Source organism: Photobacterium japonica (assembly GCF_050337005.1).
Classification (GTDB): Bacteria; Pseudomonadota; Gammaproteobacteria; order Enterobacterales; family Vibrionaceae; genus Photobacterium; species Photobacterium japonica.
Genome location: NZ_JAKJSN010000034.1, coordinates 36,039 through 61,422, shown reverse-complemented (window position 1 = coordinate 61,422; position 25,384 = coordinate 36,039). Strand labels below are relative to the sequence as shown.

Below are 25,384 nucleotides of genomic sequence, written 5' to 3'. Positions count from 1 at the left end.
ATATAAGGAAGACAAAAACATCACACTGCTTTTTATTGATCGCGTACGAATACAGCTTATCACCGGCCTATTTCAATGCGATTTTATGCTTTCAAAAAGGTAACCGACGCCCGCTCACCAAATAAACACTAAAGCATTAAGATCAATAGCTTAACACCCAACCCCTTACGTTGATATCGTCATATTTACTTCACACCCTTAAAATGTACATTTTAAATATATCAATAATAAAACCTACACATCGACTATTTCGATAAAAGACATCGATTGCGCATACCACTTTAGTGTTAGCTGCGTAAAATTAACAATAAAAATAATGACAACTAAAAATCTTCTATGTTATTTATACACTGTTGTATCGACACCCTGAATGACTATGCAACGGAACCAATAGCGCTGTCTGACTCTTTGAATCAAAGCGATAACCTATTCACAAAACAGTGTGCATATTCCACCCTATCAGCATTACGCGTTCGGAATAAAAAAGTGGGAGTTTCCCCTACTTTCTTTTAATCCCAAGTTGATAAAATAGAACAGTGAAAATAGACGAAAATACATATCTCTCTGTCCTTATTCACATGCTAGAGACCGTCCCCACCCCTGCAGGCCTCAAGTCTAAAGATGGGTATTTCGCCTATGCGAACGAGGCTTACCGAAAACTGGTAAACGCCCCTAACGATATCGCAGGTTTAACGGATGGTGAGCTGCCATGTGATACAGCACAGTTTGCTGCTGAGTTTGTTAAGCAAGATCAACAAGCGATGGCACAAAACAAAACCGTGACCACCATTGATATTCATCATTATTCGCATGGTCATGACATTTATACTTTCAGTAAACGTCCCGTTATCATTAACGGTGATGTGTGGGGAATTCAGTTTCAAGCCGCCAATTTAAAGTCACTGATCAATATTGCCACGTTCGCAGAGAGTTGCGCGTTAGGCAAACAGAATGCGTCATTTTCTACCGCCACCGGAGCAAATGCATTAACCCTTACTCCGGCGCAAGAAATCGTGCTTTTTTGGCTATTAAGGGGCCGACCAACCAAGCAAATCGCACAATTGATCCACCGCACACCCAAAGCAGTAGAAAAGCAAATTGCCAATTTAATTATGCGTTTTTCCCCCTATGGCGTCACTAACCGAGCTTCACTGGTCGAGTATGCTAGAGCCCACGGTTGGCTAACACTGTTCCCCGCACAGCTGGTGAAAAATCCAGTCTCTATCATTATTGATACTTTGCCGGTTGCATAAACCGGCAATACCTTCTGCATTGTGCATACTTTGGCCCGCCGGTTTTACGCAAAAATCATGACGGCTGCGCGTCTCGAACAGCCTCTCGCAGGTATGCCATCAATAACGTGAGGCGGGCAGTATGACGGATTGATGGTTTGTATAGCATGTACAAATCCACTTCTGGCACCGGGTAATCCGGCAGCAACGCCACTAGCTCACCGTTTTTCAACGCGTCTGCCACCTGAAACATCGGCTGTAACGTGATACCACTCCCTTCAAGGGCCGCCGCCAATAACGCTTGACCACTGTTCATCGTCAAACGCGATGAAACCGGCGGGGTAATGTACCCGTCCGGCGACCAAAATCGCCAATGTTTTAACGTTAAAGGCGATTGGCTCTGCAAACACGGGTGGTGCACTAAATCTTCCGGTCGCTGCGGCATACCGGCGCGCTGTAAATAATCCGGCGTCGCACATAACACCATAGGGTAACTGCACAGCTTGGTCGCCACCAAGTACTCATAACCGTCAACCCGCTCTCGGAAAATCACATCATAACTTTCCTTTTTCACGTCCGGCGGGCTGTTATCTAACGTCAGATCAATCTCTAGTTGCGGATAGCGTTGCTGAAAGCGTGCCAACAACGGCGCCAGTGCCGAAATACCCACATTCACCCCACATGCCATCTTCAATCGCCCGCACGGCTCGTTGAGGTGGGTATAAATGTCTTCCTGTGCGGCTTTCAACTCGGCAAGTACCACCAAGCAGCGCGCGTGATACTGCTCCCCCGCGGCAGTCAGTGCCTGATAGCGCGTTGATTTCGCTAGCAAGGTCGCCCCAACGTCGGCCTCTAGCCCTCGCACATGTTTACCGACCATTTGCGCACTGATCCCCCGCTCTTCCGCCACGGCAGCAAACGATCCTAGCGCCACCGCACGCACGAAAACCTCGATACTGGTTAATCTATCCATCCTATACCCACTTCAATTATCAACACTGAGCGCTGAGTAGCGTAGCACATTAGAAACCCTGCGTTTCGAGTGTATTCCTTTTGCGCCTCTTTATCTGCCAAACCAAGGTGATTAAGATCACACTTTCCTTTTCACTCCATACGCTTGTCTGCGTGTATAACGAGAACGTTCATGCCACTCGCCGCGATCCCCAAAGAAATTGCCATCGGCGATATTTATCTCCCCCCGTTATTGGTTGCCGCCTTGTTAGGGCTAATTTGCACCTCATTAAGTGTGCGTTTGCTTAACCGCTTTCGCTGGTTTCGCCACATTGTCAGCCCCCCTTTAGTCGAACTGTCACTCACCGTTCTTTATGCCCTGTTTATCGGCACCGTCTTTTTTCCATCTTGAGTTTTCTTGGAGCCCTTTCTGTGATCAAACGTTTTACGCTTACCTTGCTTTTTGTGGCTGCCGCACTGGGTGCCATTGGCTGGAAATATCAACAATACCTCGACAACCCGTGGACCCGTGACGGACAGATCCGCGCCCAAATCGTACAAATCACCCCGCGCGTGACTGGCCCAATCGTTGCCATGCCGATCCATGACAATATGTTGGTGAAAACAGGTGACGTGTTATTCAAGATTGATCCGCGCACCTATGACGCCCTCGTCGCTAAAGCCAAAGCCAGTGTGGCGCAGGCGCGTGCCCTACTGCAAAAAGCACAGGATGAAGCCCATCGCGGCCAATCGCTGGCTCACCGTCAACCCGGCGCCATCCCTCGGCAGACCCTGAACCAACTCCATACTGCTGTCGAATCCGCTCAGGCTGGCGTGATGGTGGCAGAAGCCGCGTTACAAGAAGCCAAGCTCAATCTGAGTTTCACTACCGTCAAAGCCCCGGTGGATGGCTTCATCACCAACCTCACCTTGCACGTAGGCAGCCAAGTGGTAGCAAACCAACCCGTGGTGGCACTGATCGATCAGCACAGTTTCTGGATTGAAGGCTTCTTCAAAGAAACCGATATTCGGGATGTCACAGCAGGCACTCACGCCCACGTGACATTTATGGCGTACCCGGATCAACCGCTGGCGGCGCACGTTGACAGTATTGGCTACGGCATTGCAAAAACCGATGGCAGTACCGGTGTCTCCTTGTTACCAAACGTGAACCCGACGTTTCAGTGGATCCGCTTAGCACAGCGCATCCCGGTTCGACTAACGCTGGAACAAGTACCAGCAGACATTCAACTGCGTGTCGGCGCGACAGCTTCCATCATCATCCATAAACACTCCCCTGCGGATACCTCTTTCACCGCAGGCATTCAACGCTTGCTTGCCGCTTGGCAGGAGTAACTATGATCAGCCAACGTGCTCGCTTACCACTAAAGGTGGCGACGGCCTTGTGTCTCGCCATTGTGACTGCCCTGTGGCTCGGCTGGGAGCGTCCATACTGGGCCGCCTTTGCCGTGATTGTGATGGCTGCCACCGAAACGGCCGGTCATTCGCTGCGTAAAGGTCGTCACCGCTTGCTCGGTACGCTGTTTGGCGTGGTCATGGCCATTGTGTTAGCCGGGTTGTTTCCGCAACAGCCTCTCTTACTGCTGCTCAGTTACACTGTGTTTGCGGCATTTTGTGTGTATCACCAAACCCACCCTCACCATGGTTATGTGTGGAGCATCAGCCTGATGGTGTGTTCTTTGATTTTGGTGATGGGGAAACTGCAACCGGATCTGACCTTTTCGGTAGCAGTGCTACGCATGCAGGAAACCGTACTGGGCGTATTGAGTTTTACACTGGTATTCAGCGTGTTGTGGCCAGCCTCCAGCCGCCGTGTTCTGTATCCGACATTGACTCAGTATTTTACCGAACAGCACCAATTGTTAGGGCGAGCCATCACCACACTGGCCGAACAAGGGACACTGCTGTCACCGTCAGCACTGAGTGAGAGCATGAAACGCCTGACCCGTCTGGATGACTTGCTGCAAGCGGCCGATGCCGACAGCTACCTTATCCATGCCAAACGCGCAGACTGGCAGGCCTTACTGACACACCTCAATGAGTGGGCCATGTTATGCGGACATCTGGCCGATACCCTGCCTCTGCTGCCGACACTCGAACCACACACCGGCACTTATCAACTGTCAGCGCAGTTTCTGATGCGCAGCCAGCAACGTGCCGCCTGGGCACAAGCCCTGCTGGCACACGCATCCGATCCAACGCATACATACGTTGGTGAGTCGCCACTTAACACTCTGGCAGCGCTGGATTCGACCGAGCAGGATTCCACCCCCTATCCGTCGGCATGCGATACAAAAACACACTCACTCCAGCATCATGCGGCCTTGATGCAGTTAGCGCGCCTGCTGGCCAAGATGGATGTGTTACATGGCAAAATTGTCGCGACCTTGCAGCAAGCGCTGGATGATACGGCATTAACGCCGCGCCAGCGCCATGTGTCTTCCACTTCCTCTGCATCTCATGCATTCGTACAGAAAAAAACACGCTGGAACCTGAACCCGGAAAATGCCATTCACGCGCTGAAGATCAGTGTGATCATCGGTATTTGTACCGCACTGTGGATCGCGGTGCCGATGCCGGGTGGCCCTATGGTACTGCTGCTCGGTGCCATCTTGGGCAGTGTGATTTTATCGCTGCCTTTTGCCAACGCCCGTTCCCTGCTGATCACCATGGTGGGCTGGTCCGTCATCATGCTGGCGCAATACGTCTTCATCATGCCGCTGTTTTTCGAAATCTGGCAGCTTGCGGCCTTTTACTTCGTAAATACCTTTGCCATCTGGTATATCTTTGCGCAACCGCAACAACTGTTAATGCGTTTACTCGGCGCACAACATTTAGTCCTGATGACCAATGGCGCGATGCAGCTCACCCCGCGTTTTGACATTCAGCAAGCCCTTCTGCAATTACTGCTGATTGGGGTGTCGATGTTTGTCATTTTTCTGGTCAACCACGGGCTGTTTTCCGGTCAGGCAGAGCATGTGTTTATCCGTCAGTTGCGCTATTTCCGTACCGGCCTCAATGCAAGGCTGCAACGTTTAGCAAAAGGGAAAGCACAGCCGCTGTGTTTCAGGACACCGGTACCGTTGCGCAGTGTGGCTCAGGCGGAAATGGCCTTTTCACGCATCAATCTGGCGACCTATCCAGACGTCGATGCGGCACCGATACACACCATGCTGGCGCAAGCCTACCGGGTTTGCCTGCATTACCGGGCATTTGAAGACAGCTACCGGGCATGGTTGGCGCAACCAGAACAGCATAATGCCGCCTCACAGGCTATCAACGGCATCATTCAGGACACCTTACAGATGCTGGCAACTGGCTTGTCATCACCGGCAGCACCAACGCATCATTTGCTGCCTGATAGCACGCAGCAACGCCTGAAGGCACTGACGCGCCGGTTAAGTCGCTGCACACCTGACGATATGCTGTTGCTGTCACTGACCCCGGAACAGGCCGAGGCAGATTTCCTCCTGCTGATTGCCCTACAGCAGTGGATTGATGCCTGTCAGTCACTCTATGACCAACAAAATGCCTGCCGTCTTACCGTGCTAAAACAGACCCCGTTTGCGCTGTAATCCCAGCGGGAACGCGGCATGATCGCCTCGTCAAATCCCCCGATGGGGAGGGGTCCTCCTTCCTCCCCATGGCCTGAAAAAGTCAGATGTCGGATGCGTTCTGTCTGGAAACTAGCATCTTGTAGTGGCTTGGGTATAAGATGCCACCTTCACACAGTATCACCATGGATTTTCACATGTATAAATTGGTTGCCCTTGATATGGACGGCACCCTGCTTAACTCGCAGAAGGCTATTTCCCCACGCACTAAGCAAGCGATTCAGACTGCACGCGAACAAGGTGTCCACGTCGTGCTGGCCTCTGGCCGACCACTGGAAGGGATGACAGCATATCTTGATGAATTAGATATGCGCGGCGAAAACGACTACGTGCTGAGCTACAACGCCTCACTGGTACAGCGTATTGCCAGCAAAACAGTGATCCGCAAGCAAATCATGACAGGCCGCGATGCCAAGAACATTGCCAGCCTCGCCAACGATTTTGGCACCTTCGTGCATGCCTTCAGCCCAGAGCGTGGCCTGATCACCCCACAAAATAACCCGTACACTCAGCACGAATCCGACATCAATGGCGTGGCCATTACCGAAGTCGACTTCAACACACTCAGTGATGACGAAGAAATCATTAAAGTGATGATGATTGCCGATCCCGAGGTATTAAGTGCCGCCATTGCACAGCTACCCGCGTCTTTATACGAGCAGTACACCGTGGTACAAAGCGCCCCGTTCTTCTTAGAACTGATGAACGCCAACAGCAACAAGGGTACCGGTGTGGCTATGCTGGCTGAACACCTTGGCCTAAGCGCAGAAAACGTGATTTGTATGGGGGATGCCGGTAACGATCACCATATGATTGCTTACGCCGGTTTAGGCGTGGCCATGGGTAATGCGACCGATGACATTAAAGCGATCGCTAATCACATCACCGACACCAACGATAACGACGGTGTGGCCAAAGTGATTGAAGAGTTTGTTTTGGCTCCGTTGTCAGCGACACCATAACCCCGCCAGCCTCATTGACAAGTCGCCTTTTACTTATTGTCACAGCCCGCGATAAAAGTATTCGAGCGACTTGGTCACTTATCACACTTACATACATGTATTGCATGATTAATTGAGACATTGATCACTCATAAATACCCAAATACTGTGAAACAATACGCTTAGCGTATTGTTTGATATCTTAAGGTATACCCATGCAGTTCTATGAAGAATGTCCGTCTTGCCATCAAAAGGCCGTATTGATCCAAATCCACCGCAGTTTGTTAGATAAAATCTTAAAGAAAGACTATCTCAAATTCCGTTGTGCAGAATGTGCCGCTGAACTCTTTTGTCACCGCACTCATAAAGACATACGCGTTCACAAAGAAGGGGCGGATACCGCCGATGTTTAACTTAACTTCGGCGTATCATTTTCCATCCCCCAAACGAAAAAAGGGCATCGTCTAGACGATGCCTTTTTTATGTGACCTCACTCGATGAACAGAAATATCTCTATCACTTTGATATTTAGTGCAAATTATAGCCATTGATATCATGGTAATTTCGCCTCCTGCCATACCATCGTTCCCATGATGACTGCGCTCATTCATGGCTACTTATCCCTAATACTGTTTTCACCTCTGCCTCTGGGTCGTTTACCCGTTCATCACTGGATGGGTTACCGCTGTAGGCCGGGTTTACAAGGAGGTTCACACTATGACAGTGATAAAATCACTGCTGGCCGTATCAGCAGCAAGTTTGTTATTAACAGCCTGTGGTTCAGGGTCATCGGACGGTGATAAAAACGATGAAACTCACCCCTCTTCGGTGCAAATTAAACTGATCCATCAATCAACGGATCCGGTACAGAAAGCCGCGCTACAAGCACGCAATCTGGTGCAGCAAACCGATGCCAATGGCTACCAACACCTTTTAAGCACTGACCCCTATCTTATTGAGGTAGATGAAGGCACTGACGGCGGCGAAAACTACACACTGACTTCGCAATCCTTTTCCGATAATGGGGAAACACTGGTCACGTTAGACATTGTCGGGCAAGCCACCGTGACGGTAACCAGCCCCACGTTTGCCGTGGGCGAAAGCTATTACACCGTCACCTCTGTCGAGCGCGCGCAATGTGACGCTGGCGATGCGCATTGCCATACGCTTCATGCCGTACCGATAAAGCGCAGCAATGCACCGATCCCTGTCTATCTGGCCAACACCGAATGGCATTATGTCACCTTGCCGGATTCCCCTATTTTGTATGACCAAGGTAAGCTCATCACCACACCCACCGTCGGCGGTAACCCCATGACAAAATCCTCAGTGCCCGTGAACGGAAAACACCATTGGTATGGTTATGTGTCTGATCATACAGAAATGCAGGTCGCGACAACCGAAGGGTTTTATTCGGTTCCGATTGCTGAAGACCCAAGGCAGCCACAACATAAAACCGTTACCTTCACCGAACAAGCTGATGGCACGATTGTATTAACGCCGCCGAGCTTAGAAGATTCAACCGGTATCGCCCCTATTCCCCCTATGCAGCGTTATGTCGCCAGTGAGCCTCGTCTACTGGGTGAACATCAATGCCGTGAATTAGGTGGTACCTACTACAGCCTGAAAGCCTTCAGTAACAGTGACGAATCATGCTTGATCCCATCGATTGCCAGTGATGCGTTCACACTACGCACATGGTGGGAAGTGTCCGGGTATATCTATTCACCTCTCCCGACCACCACTACGGCTCATTACTATCTGGGTGACAGTCACAATGCTCACCCCGCCTTCCCGTGGAGTGACAGCAAACAAGCCTGTTACAACGATGTATTAAACCGCAGTGCAGATTTTAATCATGATTATCAACGCGCCGCCTTTATCAATGAAGCCCATACCCCCACTCATAACATGAGTTGTCTGGCTGAAATCCACGACATCCAAGATATCAGTGCGTATGGCGACAACCCTGCTATTTTTTCCATTGAATTTTTATCTTCCCAATTCAATGAGATACAAACCTTTGATCTAGATAGAGACATACCCTTTATCGACACGCTCAGTGGCATAAACTGTCACGACTTTACTGCCGCACACATTGCGGATTGCCTTTTAGAACAACGTCCTACCTTCCAAGAGCTCACCTTCACTGTCTTAGATGACCATATTGTGCTGCCACTGAAAGCCTTCACGGGCAATGAAACCCTCGCTGAGCAAAGTCACAGTGGGAACGTCACCACATTTTTCCCTTCCGACAGAAACGCTCACACCACGGATGCGGCTGACAATGGCGTTTTTTATCGCTTTGCCATTCGCGCATCAGAAAGTGATCAACCACTCACGGTTAAGGTAAAGCTACGCAACCGATTTACTTCAGCGTCTGTGTTTGTGTATGACGACAACCACCAACTCATTGACCATTTTACCCCCAATAATGGTCTGGAATACTTCCGTCAAAAATATCAGGACTACTTACTGGTAAGAAATACGGCAAACCCAGATCACAGTTTAGAACTGCTCATCGAGAATGAAAAAGGCAAAACATTCAATGCCAGAGGCTTTGATTTCAGTGCCTACAATAGCTTGCAATAGCCCTTTCGTTTCGGCGAGATAGCAAAAAGGGCATCATGACTGATGCCCTTTTTTAATGATGCTGGTTTCGCAATAGCCATCTCGGTTAATTGACTAGAGAACCATTCCCTCTACCCCATCAACAAAGTGATTTTTTGCATCTAACTCATAACACCCACGACCAACAGCCTGCGCTAGCTATCACTCCTCATTTTATGACGATCATAAGACAGAGATCTAGATCAAAATAAAAACATAATTCCTTTATTTTTAAAATGACATTTTATTTTTGTGATCTTTATCTGCGAGTTTTTCCCATAGTTAATTATTATTCATCCTACGATTTTTTTGAGTGAACATAGATGATCACGGATTATCAGCCATTTCATATGATGGCAAAACCTGTCAGTTACTCATGCAATATGGCATGTGAATATTGTTTTTACCTCGAGAAGGAACATACCGTCTTCCATGACAGCAATCCATCTTATAGAAAAACAACAACAACGAGAATGGATCGCAATACGTTAGAAAAATACATAAGAGAGTACATTGAGTCTCAACCTAATGAGACTATCGATTTTTCATGGCAAGGTGGTGAGCCCACTATGGCTGGATTAGATTACTATCGAAATGTCGTGCAACTACAGGCAAAGTATTCTAATGGCAAAAAAATCACTAACAGCTTTCAAACCAATGGCTACTCAATAAATAATTCTTGGTGTGATTTTTTCTCAAAGCATAATTTTTTACTCGGTGTTTCTATTGATGGCATACCAAAAAATCATGATAAATATAGAATCGACTGCAATGGAAATCCCACATCAGAACGGATAAAGAAAACTCTACAACTTCTTCAAAAATATAACGTTGAATTTAACACACTAACAACCATAAATGACCAAAATTGGTCAAATGGTAAAGAAACATATCATTATCTTAAATCATTAGGTGCCCGTCACTTACAGTTTATTCCCGTAATCGAGCAACAAACAGAACTCATAAATAAAAAACGCTTTAATTCGGATCATAACACTCTATCTATTACTTCGTTCTCCGCTCCGCCAGAAGGTTATGGCCGATTCATGATAGAAGTCTTTGATGAATGGTTACGAGATGATGTTGGAATCGTATTTATCCGACTATTTGATTCCATTCTTGCTCGCTGGCTCGGCCAATCCGCTTCAATGTGTGTGTTATCTGAAAATTGTGGTCAATCATTAGTCGTTGAATCTAATGGTGATATTTATTCCTGTGACCACTTTGTTTACGCTGAAAACTGCCTCGGGAACATTCATAATAAAACACTCCGTTCTTTAGCGTTAAGCCATAAACAAAAAGAGTTCGGCTTAAATAAATCAAAAAACCTTACCGATCAATGCCTATCTTGTGAAGTTCGTGAACTTTGTTTTGGTGGGTGCCCTAAGCATCGAATTGTTACTCTTTCCAATCAAAAACATAAGCAAAACTATTTTTGCCATTCGTATCGTACGATCTTCAGACATACAGCACCAGCCATGTATATGTTAAGCAATGCGATTAAACAAGGATCTAATGCTCGCGATGCCGCATATGAAATATCAGCTATGCGGTGACATTTAATACCCTACACAACCATAAGGAAATAATATGCAACAAGCATCAAAAAAAACATTGGTAGCCAGTTTGGTGGCCGCTGCTTTATTTAGCGTATCTACGGGTGCTATTGCTAAGCAATCACTCGAAAAACCGAATGTTCTTGTCATTATCATGGACGATCTTGGTACAGGACAGTTAGACTTCACGTTGGACACCCTAAATAAACAAGCAATGGAGAAGCGACCTGTTCCACCTCGTTATCATGGTGAATACGATAAAATGGTTGCTGCCGCAGAAAAAGCCATGCCAAACGTTACGGAAATGGCGAGGCACGGGATCAAAATGACCCAAGCCTATGTTGCTCACCCAGTATGTGGCCCTTCGCGTGCAGGTATTTTCACCGGACGCCATCCAACAAGCTTTGGTACATATAGTAACGATGATGCTGTCAGTGGCATCCCTCTAGATATAAAACTACTGCCTGAACTATTCCAAGAAAATGGCTACCGAACCGCAAACATTGGTAAATGGCATAATGCAAAAATTGTTCATAAAGACCGCTTAGACCCATCAGACAGGACGCGTGATTATCATGATAACCAAACCCCCTTTCCGGGTGAAGGATACCGCCCAGACCAAAGAGGATTTGATTACTCCTATAGTTACTACAGCTCAGGTGCTGCACTGTACGACACGCGTTCGATTTTCCGTAATGAAGAAAGAATTGCCGCACCAGGATACATTACACATAACTTAACCAAAGAAACTGTGAATTTCATCAATAATAAAAATACTCAACCGTTCTTTATTAGCCTTGCATACAGTGTTCCTCATATACCTCTTGAACAGGCATCACCTGCACAATATATGAATCGTTTTGATACCGGTAATTTGGAAGCCGACAAATATTTTGCCTCGGTAAACGCTGCTGATGAGGGCATTGGTCAAATTATCAACACACTAAAAGAACAAGGTACGCTGGAGAATACATTAATATTTTTCCTTTCCGATAATGGTGCTGTACATGAATCCCCAATGCCCATGAACGGTATGGACAAAGGTTTTAAAGGACAAATGTACAGCGGGGGACTGAGAGTCCCATTTATCGTTCATTGGCCAAAACATATCTCTGCAGGCGGGAAGAGTGATTCACTAATTTCTGCTCTTGATATCTTACCCACAGCACTCAATGCAGCAGGTATTCACATTCCAGATAATATGCAGGTTGATGGGAAAAACATTTTACCGATCCTGAAAGGAGAAACGGAAAAATCTCCGCATGAGTATTTATTTTGGGCAGGCCCTGGCGCTAAGCACTACAGTGAAGAAAATGAGTCATTTTGGTATGACTACTGGCGATGGATTACATATCAATCAGATAAACCAGCTAAAAACGCTCATTTAGAAAAATTATCCAAAGGGGCATGGGCTGTTAGAGATCAAGAGTGGTCATTACATTTTTATGATGATGGTTCAAATCGTGTCAAGTTGTATAACATAGCCAACGACCCATCTGAGTCTCAGAATATCGCCGTCAAAAACCCACAAAAAGTCGCAGAGTTACGTGGTGCATTCTATGAATGGATAAAAACTAAACCCAAACCTATCGCATGGGGGCAAGATCGATACCAAGTATTGACGGAATCAGCGTCAATGTAAACGAGCTAAATAAAAAGGGCATTGCTAGTGCGGTGCCCTCTTTTTAGCTAACACTCTTTACAATTTTTATCGCGCTTATCAAAATCAATAATATTGCCACGGGTATCTAGCGACAATTCACAGCACTCCTGAAATAAGCCACTCATTTTTTCTCGGCTCTTTTGTACGCGGGATTTCAGGGTGGAATAGCTGATCCCTTTCTCTTGCGCGTACTCTTTTTGTGATTGGCCGTGCAAATCAATGGCTGTCAGCATTTCCGCTTCGTCTTCTGGCAATGCCTGCATGAAGGGCATTAAGCAGGTGGCGAGTTCCTCATGGACACTGGGATTATCTTGTTCAAACCACAACTCTTCCGCCGACAAGGTTTTCGCGCGGCCTTTAGTTCGGTAAAAATCAATGATCGCATTGTTCGCCACCTGAAAAATCCATGCTTTCACTTTGCTGCTATCGCGGATCTCCTCCAATCGCTGATAGGTTTTGATCAGAATGTCTTGCAGCAAATCGTCCACATCATCTGGATCGGCCACTTTGGTATGCAAAAAGGCTTTCAGGCTGGCGCGGTATTTCGGCCAAATCGCTTCAATGGTCAGGATGTCGCTCATATCGTTATCAATGCTGGCTGTACAGAAGGAGAATCCACCTATTATACCAAAACACCGACGTTGGGTGCAGCGTCCGACATGAGACAGGCTGATGCCGCCGCTTTTTGCTTCGCCGCTTCTTGCGCCACCACCCGTTGCAACGCCAGCCAGAACTGATCCACAGAGGCACGGCTGGTCGCCTTGGCGCGGTAGCACACAATCTCTAACGGCACGGTCAACGCCGCTTGCTCCGGGAACGCCGGCACTAAGAGTCCCTCGTCTAATTCTCGACGCATGGCATAACGCGGCGCCCAAGCGACACCTAACCCTTGCACCGCCATCTGGATCACGGCTTCGGTTAGCGTGCTTTCATACACCTGATTGAGCATCTGCTTACGCTCTTTCACCAACGGGAAAACCACATTGTGCAAGAACGTCTGTTCAGAATAGGCAAGATAAGGGAAAGGCTGATTGTGAGAGTGAGTGGCCAACAACTGTGGTGATGCGACCGGAATAATGTCTTCTTTTAAGACCAAGAGCTTATCGAATTTGTCTTCAATCAATAGCGAAGGACGCATGGCCTGCATGTTATAGGCCAACAGAATGTCGCTGGTATTTTCTAAAATCGCCTGAAAATGATTATCCACCCCTTGTATGGAGGTGTTCATGACGATATTCAGGCCGTCAAAATCCGCCTTCCCCTGCTGAAAGAAGGACGGCATTAAATTCACCGCAAAGGAATGCAAACTGACAATGCGTACGGTGTTGTCTTTTTGCAGCGACACATCGGCAAAGTCGGCTTTAGTGACCGACACTTGCGACAATAAGGTGTCCACATACGGGGCAAACTTCTTGCCCGGTTCGGTCAGGGTGATGGGGTATGACGTGCGATCAAACAATGGCACCCCAACCCATAACTCAAGGGCTTGAATGCGTCGACTGAAAGCCGATTGGGTCACGTGCCGCGCTTTCGCCGCCGCCCCAAAGTTGCCTAAATCCATCAAACACACGAAATCTTCTAACCACTTAAAATCCATCTCTTGTTTCCATTTGTCGGCACACGCTGTGCCCAATCACACTATTCACTATGCAGTCGATAATCATCATGCAATGAGCTCGATGCCATCGAGCTTTTTGCGATGATTTTTATCCCATGATCTCTATGCCATGATCTTTATGCATAGTTTCATTCAAAATCAGCACCAGAAAGGAAAATACTCAGCACTTCTGTCGGGGTATGCTCGATCTCAAGAAAGAGACAGACAGAATGCCAACGGACAGCAGTTCATCCCTGCTTGGCTTACACAACAGAAAATGGAAGCGCCCTTATGTTTACCCTACTTAAAAATGCTGATCTTTATTCCCCACAGCCACTCGGCAAGTCGGATATCCTTCTTTGCCAGAATAATATTCTGGCAATAGCCCCTTCATTGCAAGTAAGCGGCTTAAAAGATGTGAATACTATCGACTGTACCGGCAAAATTGTCGCACCGGGACTGATTGACCAGCACGTTCACCTTATCGGTGGTGGCGGTGAAGCCGGTTTTGCCAGCCGCGTGCCGCAAGTGACCCTGCGTAAATTGATTGAAGCGGGCACGACAACCGCCATTGGCGTGATGGGTACAGACGGGATCTCCCGCTCACCGCGCGATTTATACGCCAAAGCCGCCGGATTGCGGGTCGAAGGCATCAACACCTTCATGCACACGGGATCGTACGAAGTGCCGACTCGTACCCTGACAGGCTGCATTCGTGATGACATCACCTTCTTACCGTGTGTATTGGGCGTGAAAATTGCCCTCGCTGACCACCGCTGTTCGTTCCCGACCACTGAAGAGCTGTCGCGCATTGTGTCTGACATTCGTATCGCCGGTATGCTGTCTGGCAAACGTGGCGTACTGCATATTCACATGGGTGACTTGGCTGACCCGTTTGCACAGATCAACGAACTGCTCAGCATGGGTCTGCCTATCCACCATTTCTCTCCGACCCATGTGGCGCGTAACGAGCACCTGTTTAAAGATACCCTCGCTTTCGCCCGCAAAGGCGGCTACATGGATATCACCTCTGGTGGCAGTTGCTTTGAAACCGCTGAGCAAGCGGTACGTTATGCACTGGAAGCGGATATCGATCCAAGCCGCATTACCATCAGCTCTGACGGCAATGGCAGCCTGCCAAAATTCAATGACACCGGCAAACTGGTTGGCATGGCGGCGGCCGATGTGAACAGTAACCTGATGATGCTACCGAAGATGATTGATTTGGGAATCCAGCCAGACATCGCGATTGCAATGATGAGCGCCAACGTGGCGGATTCACTGGGCATCAAGAAAGGCCGCTTGCACGAGGGCGCGGATGCTGATCTGTGTATCTTCAATGATGACTTCACCCTCGACAGCGTGATAGTGAACGGTCGCACCATGATGCTACACGGCGAAGTGTTGGTGCAGGGGAATTACGAGTAAGGAGCGAGATCCTAGATCCTCGAAACGAGAACCTAGACACGCGACACGCGACACTCGACACTCGACACTCGACACTAATTTCAGCCAACAAATACAACAAAACCACCATGACGGTGGTTTTGTTGTTTAAGCGAACACAATGAAAGGCCTCAATTCATCAGCAAGCTAATCCGCTAACGAATTAGTCCACCAGCGTAATAGAATCCAAGATCCCTTTGCCGCTGTGAATGCCGCCTTCGTGCTCTTTGGCGGGTTTGCTGCGCACTAAATACCCGACATAGCCTTGCTGTTCTGTCATGGGCTGGGCGGTCATAGGCTGGCCGTTGAAATGGGCGGTGAACAAACCAATCTCACTGACTAAGTCCGCTACCACCGTCATTTGACCATTGCGTACACCCAATGCCGGACGATCACGCTCATGCGGATACAAACGTTGCATCAGCGCCCAGGCGGCGTATTCGTCAGGCTGCAAGGCGGTCAGGATCTTAGCAATGTCCTCACCGAACACACAGTGACCGCCGCCTTCTCCTTGGTTTTTCAACACCCACGCCGCAGGGTCAGCTTGGGTCATGAACCATTCCACGGTATCAGCAGAGATCGGATGCATCGCAGCTAAAACGCTTTTCACCTGCTCAGCTTGAGGTAAATCCAAGCCCCAATGGGTCAAGTCGCTGGCTGGCATACGCGTTAACAACATCTGCATCGCTTTGCTGGTCGCCAGTTGCTGGCTCACCGTCGCGTTCACCGCCACGCGGTGCTGTTCGATAAACACGCGGGTCTGGCTGAGCGCCGTCATCGACATCGCCGATTCGCTATCTCGGTCAACGGAAGCCTCTGACACCAGATAATCTTCCGGCTGATACCCTGCGCGCAGGTACACCACATCCACTGCGCCCAAGCGCGCCAAAAGCAGACGCTGGCCGTCACCGGTCGATAAATCTGTCGCTAACTGAGCAAAGGTGCGGCGCACGGTACGCACACCCAAATCCTGCAAGGCCACTTCCAGCAAATGCTGATCGTAGACATTGTCTTCATCTGGCTGCACCACCATCACAAACAGCGGATCACCGCTTTCATCAAACGAGGCTTTGATCTGCTCGGCAGCTTGGGCAATCGCCCCCGCCAAGTGGGACAAACAGGCATTTGGCGCAGGCACCGCAGCAGGGTTTTCTACCCATTCTTGATAGAGCGACGGCCACTGCTGCTGCACATACGCATGCAACTGGGTCGCACGCTGACCAAACGGGCCCATGCCAGCGGCAATGCCGTTGAACTCTATGACTTTCGCCCCTTGCTGACGATCGTCCATGTAATCGGTACGCATCAATAACAAAGGCTGACGCGGCGGCGACAACGGGGCATCAGCGGTACCGTGCAACTGCTTGTGCAACGCCATCAAACGGCCAAAAAACGGATCCGCCTGCGCCATATCATGCAGGGCCGATTGCACAAACGCCGCGTCTTCCGACACGGCACTGATCAACTGGCTGATCAACGGCGTTACCGTCAACAAATGGTCAAACGCCGCACGCTGCAAGGTGATGGGCGCCAAGCTAAACGGGCAATGACGCGCCGTGCCATCCGGATTTTTGATCGCCACACCGTGCATCATGGCCCATTCACTGGCTTCAGCAATCACACTTGCCGATGGCGGGATCGGCGCAGGCAATACTGGTGCAGACAACACTGGTGCCGACAATGCCGAGGCCGAAAAAGGCAACTCAGGCGACGGCCAAGCCAAGGTGGCTGTTTTCATGTTCAATTTCTTCTTTTGCTTTTTGTGCGAAGTAAAGCGCGCGGTATTCGCCGTCTTGCCTTACCAATTCATCGTGTGTGCCTTGCTGGATAATGCGTCCTTTATCCATCACAACAATGCGATCCGCATGTTGGATGGTGGACAAACGGTGTGCCACCGCAATCACGGTACGGCCTTGTTGCATGTTCGACATCGCCGCTTTCACCGCTTCTTCCGACTCACTGTCGATATTCGCGGTGGCTTCATCCAACAACATAATCGGCGGATCGTACGTCAGTGCACGGGCCAATGCCAGCAACTGACGTTCCCCCACCGACAATTGCGCCCCCCCGAAACCCGGTTGGTGGTGATAGCCTTGCGGAAAACGTTCGATGAAGGTCGACGCTTTTACCTGACGCGCCGCTTCCATCGCCGCCGCTTCATTCGGCGCACCGTGTGATAAGTCGATATTATCGAGCAAGGTGCCGTTAAACAGGTACGGGTCTTGCGATACCAAACCAATGCGCTGACGCAGCTGCGCATTCGGCAGCGATTCAATCGGCTGGCCGCCAATCAAAATATCGCCACTTTGGTGCTGGTAAAAACGCATCAATATATTGATCAGCGAACTCTTGCCGCTGCCGCTGTGACCAACAATCGCGGTGAACTTGCCACCTTGTGCAGTAAAGCTAATGTTGTTCAGTGCATTACGCCCCGGTTCATACCCAAAGCTGACATCACGGAATTCAATGTCATTGTGATGACTCGCGGCACTGAACATCGTGTCAGCAGCTGTCGATGACTTCTCAGTGAATGACACATTGGCTGGCACATTTGCAATTGCAGGCTCATCGCGGTGCAGCGCATCGGTTTCATCATCCAACAACTCAAAGATGCGTTTGGCCGACACGGTCGCCACTTGCAACTTACGCAGTTCCATCGACAACATGCGGAACGGTTCAAAGAAACGCTCGATGTAGTTCAGGAAGGCATACAAGGTACCGATTTCCAGCACACTGGTGATCGACGCCTGACCAAACCAGCCGACAATCACGATGGTCGCCAAGCCACCGACTAAGCGGGTAAACGGCGCCAGCATCAAGCAGTCAATGCCAATCGAACGGGTACGGAAGGTAAACCAACGCTGGTTACTGTCTTCAAACTTGTCTTTAAACGTCGCTTCCTGACGAAACGCCTGAATCAACGCCATGCCTTGCAGCGACTCGTTGATCTGGTTGTTGATGTTACTCACCTGCTGACGAATGCCGTCGAAAATCGGCATCGAAATGGTGCGATAACCGTGCATGGTCAACAGCAATACCGGGATCAGCACCAGGCTCAGCATCATCAAACGCCAGTCCAGCAGCGCAATGGCAATGAAGATACCGATCAAACGCAATGTACCCTGCAAAATCGTCGGTACGGTCGAGACGTACATATCACGCAGTGATTCCGTGTCATTGGTCAGGTATGACACCAACTTGCCCGATGGCAGGTTATCAAAGGTGCGGATCGGAAAGCGCAGCACATGGTTAAACAGCGCACGACGAATATCATTCACCACCAGCAAGGCACCTTGACGGAACGAAAATGCCTGTAAAAACTGGAAGGTGGCCGAGAACAAGTACAGCGCAAGCACGGCACCGGTCAACATCATCAGCTGCGGCCATTCAAACTGCTGCGGTACAATCACCTCATCAATGATCACCTTGGCTAACCACGGAATGGCCATCTCTGCGGTCACCGCCACCGCCAGCATGGCAAACGCGGCGATAAAGCGCATTTTGTGCGGCAAGGAGTAAGCGAACAGGCGGGCAAACATTCCCTTGTTTTTCGATGTGTTTCTCGATGTATTTGTCGATTTGTTTGTAGATGCTGTCGCTGCCTGTGCAGTGTTTTGTTTAGCATTAGGCATGACATTCTCCTGCTTCCGCCAAATCCGTATCCGATGCCGTTGATGCAGGGGCTGATGACGGATGACTCAATTGGTTCTGACGCTGATACACCGTGGCATACCAGCCTTGATTTGCCATTAAGGCTTTGTGGCTGCCCTGCTCCGCAATGCGGCCTTCTTCCAATACCAGAATATGACCCGCCCCATACAGGTTTGGCAGACGCTGGGTGATCAGCAGGACAGTTTTATCGCCATAATGGGTGCTCAGGTTATGACGCACACGGGCTTCGGTTTTCATGTCTAACGCACTGAACGGATCGTCCAGCAACAAAATGTCAGCATCCACTAACAAGGCTCGGGCCAAAGTGATGCGCTGCTTCTGACCGCCAGACAGGTTACCGCCGTTTTCACTCAGCGCGGTCTGGAAGCCGTCTTTCATCGCCTCAATTTCTTCTTTGATACCGGCCATGTCAGCGGCATGCATGATGGACTCCATCGATGCATCCGGTTTGCCCATCGCAATATTTTCCGCAATGGTGCCCGTAAACAACAACGGCTTTTGCGGTACCCACGCCATGGTGCCGCGCAGTGACGAGAACGTCAGGCTGTCGGTCGAGATCCTGCCGAGCGTGATGTGTGACGTGTCATCCGTCAGGCCATATTGGCGCAACAGCAAACTGAAAAGCGTACTCTTGCCGCCACCGGTCGGGCCGGTAATGCCCACCAAGCCACCCGCTGGCACGGAAAACGCCACATTGTCCAATGCCGCGTGTGCATTGTCTGGATAGGCAAAACGGTTGATCTGCATCTCGATCGCCATCGGCGTATTGGCTGGCAAGGTGTGCTCGCCTTCCGTTACTGCTGGTTGTTCGGCAAACAGTTTCTCCAGACGATCCCACGAGGTATTGCCGCGCTGGAAAATACTGAACTGCCAACCAAACTGCATGAATGGCCCCAGCAATTGCGCCAAATACAGGGTAAAGCTGGTGAACAAGCCCACAGTGATCTGCCCTTGGCTGATCAACCACGCACCGTAACCTAAGGTGATCACAAACGAGGTGCCGTAAATCATCTGAATGGTCGGGCCAAACAGGGAATCCACTTTCGACACCGCCACGTTCGCTTCTAGCGTGTCATCCAACGCTTTTTCAAAACGCTGCTGCTGACGGGCTTCCAACGCGTGCGAGCGCACCGTCACAATGCCCGACACCGTGTCACGCGCTTCTTCATTCAGGTGGGAAAACGCGGCCTGCGCACGGCCAAACGACTGCTGCACACGCACGCCGTATTTACGGGTCACCCACACCAACAGCGGGAACGGCAACAAGGCCACCGCCGTTAACTGGCCGCTGACCACGAAGATCATGCCGAAAATCACCGTCAGACCGGCGATCAGCGAATCGACCATGGTCATCACACCGCCGCCTGCTGCCTGCTCGACCGCATTCAGATCGTTGGTGGCATGGGCCATGACATCACCCGGACTGTGCTTGCCATAAAACGCCGGTGACAACAGGCTTAGATGGGCAAACAACTGGCTGCGGATCACCCGCGTTAATCCCACCGATGCACCATACAACTGGTTCTGCCATACATAGCGCAGGCCATACATCGCCAGTACCGCGACAAAAATGCCCAGCAACTGCGTCAGCAAGAACTCACGGGTTAAGGTATCGTTGCTAATGGCATCGACAATGCGGCCAATCAACCACGGTGGCATCAGGTTCAGCAGGGCGACGGCCTGCAGCCCGACAAAGGCAATAAAATAACGTCGGGCAAACATTTTCATGTAGCCGCGTATTTTCCACAGAAATTCCATAAAGGAGGTTACTCACAGGTGCTAGATAGGGTGTTTTTCTCTCGCAAGAAATCGTCAAAGCTCAAGGTGTCTTGCGCTTCTTTTTGTTGCTGCGCCGCAATGGATGAGATGGCCAAAGCCTGTAATTGCACAACATCGTCCGTTTCTACGGCAATATGCTGCAAAAAGGTGTGATGCTGCTGAGCCAACTGCAACACAAAAGTGCGATAGCTTACACCATGACGCTGAAGATCTGCCAACAGTTGTGCCGACGGGGTCAGCGTACTGTCTGCAAACTTATCTTGCTGACGTTGCAGGCTGCTTTGATAACCGGCTTCTGGCATGCCGTAAGCACGAATACCGAAAGCACTGTCGAGTGCGGCAGCCAATGGCTGCATGGCCGCAAGCAGTGACTCACCCATTGCCACCAAGGGTTGCGCGCCGTCTAATGTTGGCAACATCAATCCCGGCTTGCGCCCTTCTGTCGCGACTAACTCCTGACGCAACTGGATGATCGCCATTTCTTCTGGCAACAATTCCGGACTCGGTGCCAGCGCACAATAGGTTAAGAACACATCGAGGAAGTGACTTTGCGTTTCATCCAGTCCCAGCGGCAGGTACGGGTTGTTGTCCACACTGCGCAGCTCAACGTATTCCACCCCTTTGCGGCACATAGCGTACAACGGACGTAAGTCTTCACTCACGATTTTCGGACGAATCGCGCCGTACAGCTCATTTTCCATTTGCAGGACAGACGTATTCACCTGCTCGCCCGCATCAATACCCGCATAGCCGTCACTTTGTAGGGTCAGCAGACGGTACAAATCGTTCAGATATGCTTCTTTGTTGTTGTAGCTGATCGCATGCTGCGACTGCTCGCTGCTGCCGTAGCCCAGATTGCTCAAACGCAATGAGGTTGCCCACGGCAAATAAAACGTCTCGTCATCTAACGTCTGCAACGGGTGTTCACGCCCAGCCAAGTAGCTGCTGTCCAATGCTGGTGATGCACCAAACAAATACGGCACCACCCAGCCATGACGCAGTACGTTACGGATAAGGTGGAAATATCGGCTGGAAATAAACGCCGATAACGGCAGTTCACTGCCCGTTTGCTGATGCAGCTGCTGCCAGAACGCCTCTGGCAACGAGAAGTTATAGTGAATGCCCGACACGGTCTGCATGCGGCGGCCATAACGGTTCGCCAGGCCCTGACGGTACAGCTTTTTCAACCGCCCTGCGTTGGACTGGCCATAATCGGCAATGGTGATCGCCGACTCTTCCGGCAAGCGCGGCGGGAAACTCGCGCCCCATAACACCTCCCCTTCTGGCAATTGTTTCGCCACGGTGTGATGCAAGGCAGCCAGAAACGCGAACGTTTTCTTCTTGTCGGTTTCTGCCGGGGTGATTAACTCCAACTGCGCTTCGGCAAAATCGGTGGTGATATACGGGTGCGTTAACGCCGCCCCCAGCGCCTGTGGGTGTGGCTGGGCAGACAATGTTGCCGCAGCCGTGGCGCGGATCCCTTCTTTTTCAATCCCACGACGAATACCTGTCAGGGTGGCGGCCAAATCCGCTGTAAGAGTAACGGGTGCTGACGCTGTTAGAGACACAGTCGCCGCGACCGGCGCATCAGGAATGATTGCTTGTTGCATGTTCTTTTTCTTCGCTCTTCACGCAAACAGCGATGAGAACCAAGCCCGATTGCTGGCCCCATCGCTGTTTGTGGTGGTGTTCAATGTCTGTAAGACGTATGGGGACGGAAAAAGACGAAAGAAAAGATGAAAAAGTTATAGAAGCAGGGACGAGGAGGAGCGGAAGAGCAAGAACGGTGCTGTGGAACGCTATTTTTCCAGAGAACGTGAGTCCACGACTTTTTCATGGATTTGATCGGGAGTGTCGGTGATAAGCACCGTTTGGGGTAACGCTGGCATGTGATCATTGCCGTGTGATGACGTTCTACTGTACCTATTGAATAGCAGGATGAAGATAACGGTAATATCGTAACTCGCTATTGGACAAAAGTGTGTCAGTGGCTTTGCTAATTTACTTTCCGGAAATGGTTGACCACAACAAAATGAGTGACCAATTTTTGTAGGCGACTACAAATGTCCTACTTAAAGTGACTCAAGTAGGACATAAGAACGCTAATCTGTATCAGCTAAGAGTTGTAGCCGCTTAAGCTTGTTCGCTAGGGTGCGCCCAGATATGAGGGGCAGTATAAGGACCAGTCATACTTGACGTTGACTCACCAACGCCGTCAAGTGCGCCTTTAGTTAACTCTAATGCAAACCAATTCTCTAATGGTGCTAATGTCTCAACAGGCAAACCAACTTTATGTGGTGTGTTGTAACGTCGAGCATAGTGGTGAACCTCGCCCATGATAAATACCACGTCTGGTTTAAGCTCTTGTTCCGCTTTTTCCATCAGACGAGTGGCGTAGCCTTGGCGCTGATATTCTGGAAGTACCGCTAAAGGCGCAACCACGTAACACTTCAAATGTGGCGCTGCATCGATGGTAATTGGGGTATAACATGCGTGTGCTATACCTTCGTAAACGATGGAGTAACTACCATCAGCAATAAGATCGTCTGCAAACTTTGCGTATAATTTAGCGTGCCCTTCATTATAGAGACCGCCTGCTACTGCGAATGTTTCATATTGAATTTCGTAAGGTGTTTTCATTTTTATTCTCCTCTTTTATTTCGTAAAGTGATTTTTGCCTTATTTCTATTCCCTTTTCGGACAAGGGAATAAGCATTTTCACCTTATTGACTGACCGGTCGGTCAGCTTGGTGGAGCGGATAATATTGAGCGGTGAAAGAGATGTCAAACTTTTTCGATGAGATTACCCTAACGAACAAGAGATCAATCCTTACGAGAACAGAACTATTTAAATGAGAGTTGAATTCAAATAATGTCCCCGATATAGTGCGCCTACATAGCTGACCAATCAGTCAGTTTTAAGAAGATCATATACTTCTATGGGTAAGAAATATGGATAAGAAAAAACAAATCATTGAGTCTGCAATCGAGTTATTTGGCACCATAGGGTATGAAAAAACCTCAGTGTCCACGATTTGTGAGCATTCTGAGGTTTCAAAAGGTTTGGTTTTCCACCACTTTAAAAATAAAGAGGGCCTACTCAAAGAAGTCTTTATGCGTATGGCAGAGATCGTGAATGAAGTGAGTGACGGGAGTCTTGCTAACAGTAAGGTATTAAGCCCTAAAGAAAAATTGGTCAACTACCTTGAAGCGATTTTCACCTCAATGGTCTCTCCAGAGCATAAGTTGTATTATCTGTTAGATTTTCAAATTTTATGTCAGCCAGCGACAAGAGAGCTGTTGAAAGATCTGTTTGAAGAGCGTTATCAGCTAATGATGGATTCGTTTGTCGATATTTTGGTTGAAATCCCAGCGTCGGAACCTCAAGTTGATAGTCATTCGATTATTGCAGAGATTGACGGTATTGCTCTGAACTATTTATTTGCTAAAGACGATTATCCGCTAACGGAAATCAAAGACCGATTTATTCAAAAACAGCTGTTATTGTTTGATCTTTGAGTCAAAATCGATAGAGTGATATCCCATTTTTTTGATGATGTAGAGAAAGCAAACACCCTCAATTTTTCTAACTAAAAAATGGGGCCTGTACGTTATCTAGCCAAATCACCACGCTTCTAACCAGTGATTGAAAAAGTGTTATAAGAAAAATAATTCATATAATACATCATTGCATTAATGAATTATTTCGATGAAACACAGAATGGAGCAAAGGTGAATCGAGCAGATCACCCTAACTCGTCACCGGACAAAAACGTGTTTCAAGCTAGCCTCGTAAGCATCTGAAACTGGCGCAGAATCACCGCCTTTAGCCGCTAAATCTCTACGACTCTCCCTGATAGTGATACACTTTCCGCATCAGAATTATCGAGAAACACCTATGTTTATCCATCACGTTAACGGCATCGACTGGCTAGTCATTACTGCTTTTGAAGAACTAAAAACACTATTTATCGAAGACGCTGGTGCAATCCCCGCTTGCTTCTCTACCACCAGCGAGTTGAGCCTGATAGATCAAGCCAAGCGCACGTATGGATATTTGCCTTCACTCAGCGGCGTCATCACCGATACCGGCACATTTCAAAGCAAAGATATCGAAGAAGATTTGAACCCACAGCTTGCCTGCATTGTTGAGGGGCGTGGTCGAGTGTTTATCTATCACGGCGGCTTTGTGGCATTTGTGGATGACGAGCAAACCTTTATTACCCGAATGGACTGAAAATTATTTAGTTCGTTGAAGTCGGTGAATTGAATGGAGTCAGTTCTTCGATCAAAATGAGATGG

General features: G+C 49.1%; 20 protein-coding genes. 12 read left to right on the top strand and 8 right to left on the bottom strand.

Features of this window, described 5'->3' with window-relative positions; all coding sequences use genetic code 11:
• Window positions 1-578: 578 nt before the first annotated feature.
• Window positions 579-1,253 (top strand): PAS domain-containing protein, encoded by a 675-nt coding sequence (locus L4C36_RS14350; RefSeq protein ID WP_428478483.1) that lies wholly within the window; start codon window positions 579-581, stop codon window positions 1,251-1,253.
• Between the two features lie 55 nt (window positions 1,254-1,308).
• Here the strand turns inward: L4C36_RS14350 and L4C36_RS14345 are convergent, their stop codons facing one another.
• Window positions 1,309-2,205 (bottom strand): LysR family transcriptional regulator, encoded by an 897-nt coding sequence (locus L4C36_RS14345; RefSeq protein WP_428478482.1) that lies wholly within the window; start codon window positions 2,203-2,205, stop codon window positions 1,309-1,311.
• A 171-nt stretch (window positions 2,206-2,376) separates the two neighbouring features.
• On the opposite strand from L4C36_RS14345, the gene L4C36_RS14340 reads away from it, so the two are divergent.
• The 8 genes from L4C36_RS14340 to L4C36_RS14305 all read left to right on the top strand — a co-directional run bounded on the left by L4C36_RS14340 (window position 2,377) and on the right by L4C36_RS14305 (window position 12,567).
• Window positions 2,377-2,595 carry a DUF1656 domain-containing protein gene (locus tag L4C36_RS14340; protein ID WP_428478481.1) on the top strand — a complete coding sequence of 73 codons (219 nt, stop codon included), beginning with the start codon at window positions 2,377-2,379 and terminating at the stop codon, window positions 2,593-2,595.
• Window positions 2,596-2,615: 20 nt separating this feature from the next.
• The gene (locus tag L4C36_RS14335) at window positions 2,616-3,539 is read left to right on the top strand and encodes an HlyD family secretion protein (RefSeq protein WP_428478480.1); all 924 of its coding nucleotides are present in this window, start codon (window positions 2,616-2,618) and stop codon (window positions 3,537-3,539) included.
• 2 nt (window positions 3,540-3,541) lie between these two features.
• Window positions 3,542-5,779 (top strand): FUSC family protein, encoded by a 2,238-nt coding sequence (locus tag L4C36_RS14330; protein ID WP_428478479.1) that lies wholly within the window; start codon window positions 3,542-3,544, stop codon window positions 5,777-5,779.
• Between the two features lie 176 nt (window positions 5,780-5,955).
• Complete coding sequence (gene yidA / locus L4C36_RS14325; RefSeq protein WP_428478478.1) at window positions 5,956-6,780, top strand: sugar-phosphatase; 825 nt, start codon at window positions 5,956-5,958, stop codon at window positions 6,778-6,780.
• Window positions 6,781-6,974: 194 nt separating this feature from the next.
• Window positions 6,975-7,172 carry a hypothetical protein gene (locus L4C36_RS14320; protein WP_428478477.1) on the top strand — a complete coding sequence of 66 codons (198 nt, stop codon included), beginning with the start codon at window positions 6,975-6,977 and terminating at the stop codon, window positions 7,170-7,172.
• A gap of 304 nt (window positions 7,173-7,476) precedes the next feature.
• Window positions 7,477-9,351 carry a hypothetical protein gene (locus L4C36_RS14315; protein ID WP_428478476.1) on the top strand — a complete coding sequence of 625 codons (1,875 nt, stop codon included), beginning with the start codon at window positions 7,477-7,479 and terminating at the stop codon, window positions 9,349-9,351.
• Window positions 9,352-9,692: 341 nt separating this feature from the next.
• On the top strand, window positions 9,693-10,925 hold the full coding sequence (locus tag L4C36_RS14310; protein WP_428478475.1) for an anaerobic sulfatase maturase: 1,233 nt from the start codon (window positions 9,693-9,695) through the stop codon (window positions 10,923-10,925).
• A 34-nt stretch (window positions 10,926-10,959) separates the two neighbouring features.
• Complete coding sequence (locus tag L4C36_RS14305; protein WP_428478474.1) at window positions 10,960-12,567, top strand: sulfatase family protein; 1,608 nt, start codon at window positions 10,960-10,962, stop codon at window positions 12,565-12,567.
• A gap of 47 nt (window positions 12,568-12,614) precedes the next feature.
• Here L4C36_RS14305 and sigZ read toward each other — a convergent pair whose 3' ends face one another.
• Window positions 12,615-13,157 (bottom strand): RNA polymerase sigma factor SigZ, encoded by a 543-nt coding sequence (sigZ, locus tag L4C36_RS14300; RefSeq protein WP_428478486.1) that lies wholly within the window; start codon window positions 13,155-13,157, stop codon window positions 12,615-12,617.
• Between the two features lie 53 nt (window positions 13,158-13,210).
• The gene (locus L4C36_RS14295) at window positions 13,211-14,185 is read right to left on the bottom strand and encodes a LysR family transcriptional regulator (protein WP_428478473.1); all 975 of its coding nucleotides are present in this window, start codon (window positions 14,183-14,185) and stop codon (window positions 13,211-13,213) included.
• A 291-nt stretch (window positions 14,186-14,476) separates the two neighbouring features.
• On the opposite strand from L4C36_RS14295, the gene iadA reads away from it, so the two are divergent.
• A complete protein-coding gene (gene iadA / locus L4C36_RS14290; RefSeq protein WP_428478472.1) occupies window positions 14,477-15,613 on the top strand; it encodes a beta-aspartyl-peptidase in 1,137 nt (378 codons plus the stop codon).
• 181 nt (window positions 15,614-15,794) lie between these two features.
• Here iadA and L4C36_RS14285 read toward each other — a convergent pair whose 3' ends face one another.
• From L4C36_RS14285 to L4C36_RS14265, 5 genes are all read right to left on the bottom strand, one after another.
• Complete coding sequence (locus tag L4C36_RS14285) at window positions 15,795-17,297, bottom strand: glutathione synthase (RefSeq protein WP_428478485.1); 1,503 nt, start codon at window positions 17,295-17,297, stop codon at window positions 15,795-15,797.
• Between the two features lie 37 nt (window positions 17,298-17,334).
• Window positions 17,335-19,170, bottom strand: coding sequence for an ABC transporter ATP-binding protein (locus L4C36_RS14280; RefSeq protein WP_428478484.1), 1,836 nt, complete (start codon window positions 19,168-19,170; stop codon window positions 17,335-17,337).
• 85 nt (window positions 19,171-19,255) lie between these two features.
• Window positions 19,256-21,061, bottom strand: a complete 1,806-nt coding sequence (locus tag L4C36_RS14275; protein WP_428478471.1) for an ABC transporter ATP-binding protein — start codon at window positions 21,059-21,061, stop codon at window positions 19,256-19,258.
• 8 nt (window positions 21,062-21,069) lie between these two features.
• Window positions 21,070-22,692: a glutamate--cysteine ligase gene (gene gshA / locus L4C36_RS14270; protein WP_428478470.1), complete on the bottom strand. Its 1,623-nt coding sequence runs from the start codon at window positions 22,690-22,692 to the stop codon at window positions 21,070-21,072.
• 523 nt (window positions 22,693-23,215) lie between these two features.
• Window positions 23,216-23,722 (bottom strand): GNAT family N-acetyltransferase, encoded by a 507-nt coding sequence (locus tag L4C36_RS14265; RefSeq protein WP_428478469.1) that lies wholly within the window; start codon window positions 23,720-23,722, stop codon window positions 23,216-23,218.
• A 312-nt stretch (window positions 23,723-24,034) separates the two neighbouring features.
• On the opposite strand from L4C36_RS14265, the gene L4C36_RS14260 reads away from it, so the two are divergent.
• A complete protein-coding gene (locus tag L4C36_RS14260; protein WP_428478468.1) occupies window positions 24,035-24,601 on the top strand; it encodes a TetR/AcrR family transcriptional regulator in 567 nt (188 codons plus the stop codon).
• A 379-nt stretch (window positions 24,602-24,980) separates the two neighbouring features.
• On the top strand, window positions 24,981-25,319 hold the full coding sequence (locus L4C36_RS14255) for a cytosolic protein (protein WP_428478467.1): 339 nt from the start codon (window positions 24,981-24,983) through the stop codon (window positions 25,317-25,319).
• Window positions 25,320-25,384 lie beyond the last annotated feature (65 nt).